This is a genomic window from Streptomyces flavovariabilis (assembly GCF_000725785.1).
GTDB lineage: Bacteria > Actinomycetota > Actinomycetes > Streptomycetales > Streptomycetaceae > Streptomyces > Streptomyces hawaiiensis.
The window spans coordinates 1-4,218 of sequence record NZ_JNXD01000061.1; the positions used below are offsets into that span (position 1 = coordinate 1).

At 66.6% G+C, this 4,218-nt stretch carries 3 protein-coding genes; 1 reads left to right on the forward strand and 2 read right to left on the reverse strand.

Going from position 1 to position 4,218, the window contains the following annotated elements; translation table 11 throughout:
* The coding region (locus tag IO24_RS41715; protein WP_244310234.1) for a condensation domain-containing protein at nucleotides 1-496 on the reverse strand (496 nt) is incomplete at its 3' end.
* Complete coding sequence (locus IO24_RS0139800) at nucleotides 493-1,278, reverse strand: condensation domain-containing protein (protein WP_031144725.1); 786 nt, start codon at nucleotides 1,276-1,278, stop codon at nucleotides 493-495. The genes IO24_RS0139800 and IO24_RS41715, both read right to left, overlap by 4 nt.
* A 669-nt stretch (nucleotides 1,279-1,947) precedes the next feature.
* Between IO24_RS0139800 and IO24_RS0139805 the strand changes: the two genes are divergently transcribed.
* A partial coding sequence (locus tag IO24_RS0139805; RefSeq protein WP_031144727.1) for a non-ribosomal peptide synthetase occupies nucleotides 1,948-4,218 on the forward strand: 2,271 nt, incomplete at its 3' end.

Consider the following 4,218-nt stretch of genomic DNA (forward strand, 5'->3'; position numbering starts at 1 on the left):
CCGGACCACGACCCCACACCCCCACCACACGCTCACGCTCGTCAGCGCCCAGCAGACCAACCGAACCAACCGGCTGATCCGCGTCCTCAGCCACAACCGACAAGAGCCGGACCAAACGGTCGGCAAGGGCGGACACGGTGTCGTGGTCGAAGCGGTCCGTGCGGTAGTCCAGGCGCAGCTTGAGCACGTCGCCGGGGGCGACAGCCAGGCTCAGTGGATAGTGGGTGGCGTCACGGCCTTCCGTGGCCCTGATCTCGAGACCGGCTGTCCGGCGGTCGGCGGAGGCGTCACGGTCGGCGGGGAAGTTTTCCACGGCCACGACCGTGTCGAACGCCTCACCGAGGCCGGCCGCCCGCTGGATCTCCGTGAGGCCCAGGTGCTGGTGCGGCAGCAGCGCACCCTGCTCGTCGTGGAGGCGCACGGCCAGGTCGGCCAACGTGTCCCCGGCATTTACCCGTACCCGGACCGGAACGGTGTTGATGAACAGGCCGATCATGCTCTCGATGCCGGGGATCTCAGGCGTCCGCCCCGAGACCACGGCTCCGAAGACCACGCATGCGTGACGAAGCGCTCCGGCAAGGCCGGCACCGGCGCTGCGCCGTCCAAGACCGGGGCGGCAGCCGGGGTGGACAGCAGGGTCGGCTCCGCACCGGCGAGCGCGGTGGTCCAGGCTTCGCGTGCGCCATCGCGGTCCTGCTCGGAGAGCCAGACCAGGTACTCCCGGTAGGGAGTGACGGGAGGAAGGTCGCTGTCGTCGCCCTTGGCGTCGTACAGGGCGAGCAGTTCACGCACCATCAGGGGCGACGACCAACCGTCGACGAGCACATGGTGCTGGGTGATGACCAGTCGGCTGCGGTCGGCCCCGGCCGCGCCTTCACCGTCCCGGTGTCTGATCAGCGCCATGCGCAGCAGCGGCGGGCGGTCGAGATCGAACCGCCGGGCCCGCTCCGCATCGGCGAACACCCGGAGTTCGGCTTCGGTTTCCGCGACGGGCAGGTGCGAGAGATCGATCTCCTCCCACGGCAGCTCGACGTCGCGGGCGACGACCTGGACCGGCTGGTCGAGGTCGTCGACCCAGAACGCGGCCCGCAGGTTCGCATGGCGGTCGAGGAGTGCCTGACCGGCAGCGCGCAGGGCTCCGGCGTCCACAGCGCCCTCGAAGTCCAGGATCAGCTGTACGGCGTAGACATCCGGCCCTTCACCGTCGAGAAGGGAGTGGTAGACCAGCCCTTCCTGCAGTGGTGACAGCGGCCAGACGTCCTCTAGCTCATGCGACATGGCTGATCCACCCTTCGTACTCATGCGCTATTCGTGTCGGGCCGGTGCCGGGACGCTGCGCGGCCACTTCACCGGAACCGGGCCGCAGCCGGCAGGCTGCCGACTTCCGCGACGCCTTGAAGGACCGCGGAGGACGCTTCATTTCCCTGCAGCACGCGCCGGTCACAGACTTCTTGCGCAGTCGCGCACAAAGGAAAGTCCGAGTTGCATGCCATCGGCATGCAAGGGACTCGGAAGGGGCGTCAGATCGGCTGGTTCGCCCAGTCCGCAACGGACAACAAACCGCCAATAAGCCTGACATGCCGACTAGATCTCCCCCGAGAAAGTGATTCGAGACCGCCGCTCTCCCGGCGGGGAAAGCACTTCCCGCGCCACATGGCGACGAACCCGCTCGGACGCTACTACAGTTGCCGGGTCCTGTCACCCCTGATCTCTGCGAGTAGGCTCCAACAGCCCAGCTCAGAGGGGGTTCTGACGCTGTGTGGGAAGAGCGGATTCGGCTCGGATTGTGACGCGTGCAACACGCTCGAGGCTGCCCTCCCACAGGGCCTCGGGTGCCACACTGAAACCGGGTGCGGAACTGTGTGCCGCGACGCGGAACTATGTGTAACCATGCAGGCGTCCGGCGAGTGACCGGGGTGGGGAACAAGTCGCTACGGAGGGCCTGGAGTGCCGGAACGGGTGGAAAAACAATGGCCGTTAACGGCCGCCCAATTGGGAGTCTGGTTCGCCGCTTCCCTGGGACCCGGGGGCTCGGTCTACAACGTCGGCGAACGTGTCGAGATCCACGGTCCGGTTGATTCGGATATTCTCGAGGAAGCCCACCGGATTGTCCTCGCAGAAGCAGAGGCACTGCGGCTCGTCATTACGGAGGGCCCGGACGGGCCACTTCAAGCCCTCGGCTCCTCCCACATTCCTGTGCGCCGTCTGGATTTCACCGGCGACCCTGATCCGAACGCGTCGGCCGAAGCCTGGATGCAGTCGGACATGGACATCACGTTCGACCTCAGGCACGCTCCGCTGTGCGCGCCCGCATTGCTCACGGTCGGCCGTGACCTGCATATTTTGTATAGTCGTTACCATCACGTCATCATGGACGCCTGGAGCTCCGCGCTGATCACCCGGCGCACCGCACAGGTCTACTCGGACATGGTGGCGAACCGTCCGGACAGTGGCACTCCGCTTCCTTCGTTTCGCAATCTGCTGGAGCATGAGCGAAGTTATCGCGCCTCGGACGAGTACGAAGCCGACCGCCGGTTCTGGCTCAAGCGTCTGCGCGATGCACCGTCCCCGGTAAGTCTCTCGGGCCGTCCCTACCGCAGACCGGAGAGAATCCTTCGCAAGCGGGTCGCGCTCAGTGCGGACCTTTCGGATCAGCTGCGTGCCGCCGCCGCCCGACTCGGCGTCAGCTGGTCGGTATGGGCGGTCGCCGCAACGGCCGCTTATGTCGGCGGCATGACCGGAGAGAACGCCATATCCATCGGCCTTCCCGTATCCGGCCGCCTGGACGAGGTCGAGCGCAATACGCCGGGTATGACGGTCAATGTGGTCCCGTTGCATATCACCGTGCGACCCGAACTGCCGCTGTCCAAACTGGTGAAGCAGGTCTGGGCCCAGACGACCCGCGCTTCGCGGCACAGCCGGTATCGCATGGAGGATCTACGGCACGAACTCAGGATGCCGCAGGAAAGCCTCCCTTACGGTCCCGTCGTCAATGTCATGGCGTTCGACTACGACATCCACTTCGGCGGCCACCCAGCAAAAGCCAGCAGCCTGTCGCAGCGCTACACCGACGACTTCTCCGTCGCCTTCCACGAAGGCGCTCGAGAAGGCGGAATCGAGGTGTATTTCGATGCGAACGACCACATGTACAGCCCGGAGGAACTCGAGGCTCACGCCGCGCGTTTTCTGCTCTTCATCGAGCGAATGGCAGACGCCCACGCGGATCAGCGGATCGGTTCGGTCGACCTGCTGACCGCTGACGAGCGTGAGCGTGTGGTGGGGGTGTGGGATCGTGGTCCGGTGGCAGCAGTGCCGGAGGGCACGGCATCGTCCCTGTTCGAAAGGCGAGTTGCCGAGGCCCCGGACGCCGCTGCGGTGCTGTCGGCGGACGGCAGCACGGTGTACTCCTACGGCGAGTTGAACGCGCGCGCGGACCGACTGGCGCGGCTGCTCGAGGAACGGGGTGCAGGCCCGGAGCGGTTGGTCGCTCTGGCCATACCGCGATCGCCGGAACTGATAGTGGCCGTGCTGGCGGTACTCAAGGCGGGGGCGGCGTATCTGCCGGTTGACGTGGAGTATCCGGTGGAGCGGGTGCGCTTCATGATCGAGGACGCCCGGCCCGCCCTCGTCCTGACCCACACCACCACCCAGCACCTCTGGAGCGACGGCACCCCCACCCTCTGCCTCGACGACCCCACCCTCACCCTCCGGACCCGGGCAACCGGGCTCGACGCCACCACACCCGACCCCGCCCACCCGGCATACGTCATCTACACCTCGGGATCGACAGGTGTGCCCAAGGGCGTGATGACCCACCACGCGGGCCTGGTGAATCTCGCCCTCGCACAGAGCAGGCAGTGGCGGATCGGCACGGGAAGCCGCGTCCTGCAGTTCGCGTCACCGAGTTTCGACGCCGCCGCCTCCGAAATCTTCACCGCCCTGCTCACCGGCGGCGCACTCGTCATAGCCGACGCACAGACCCTCACCCCCGGCGACACCCTGACCGAAGTCCTGACCAGCGCGGGCGTCACCCACTGCACACTCCCACCCACCGCCCTCAGCGTCCTGGACCCCACACACATCCCGGCCTCCATGACACTCGTCGTAGCCGGCGAAGCCTGCGACCCCGACACCGTCGAACGCTGGTCCACCGGACGACACATGATCAACGCATACGGCCCCTCCGAAACAACCGTCTGCGCAACCATGAGCGAGCCA

Excerpts from the sequence above, each read along its gene's own strand:
- IO24_RS0139800 (WP_031144725.1), bottom strand. The coding sequence starts at position 1,278 with ATGTCGCATGAGCTAGAGGACGTCTGGCCGCTGTCACCACTGCAGGAA.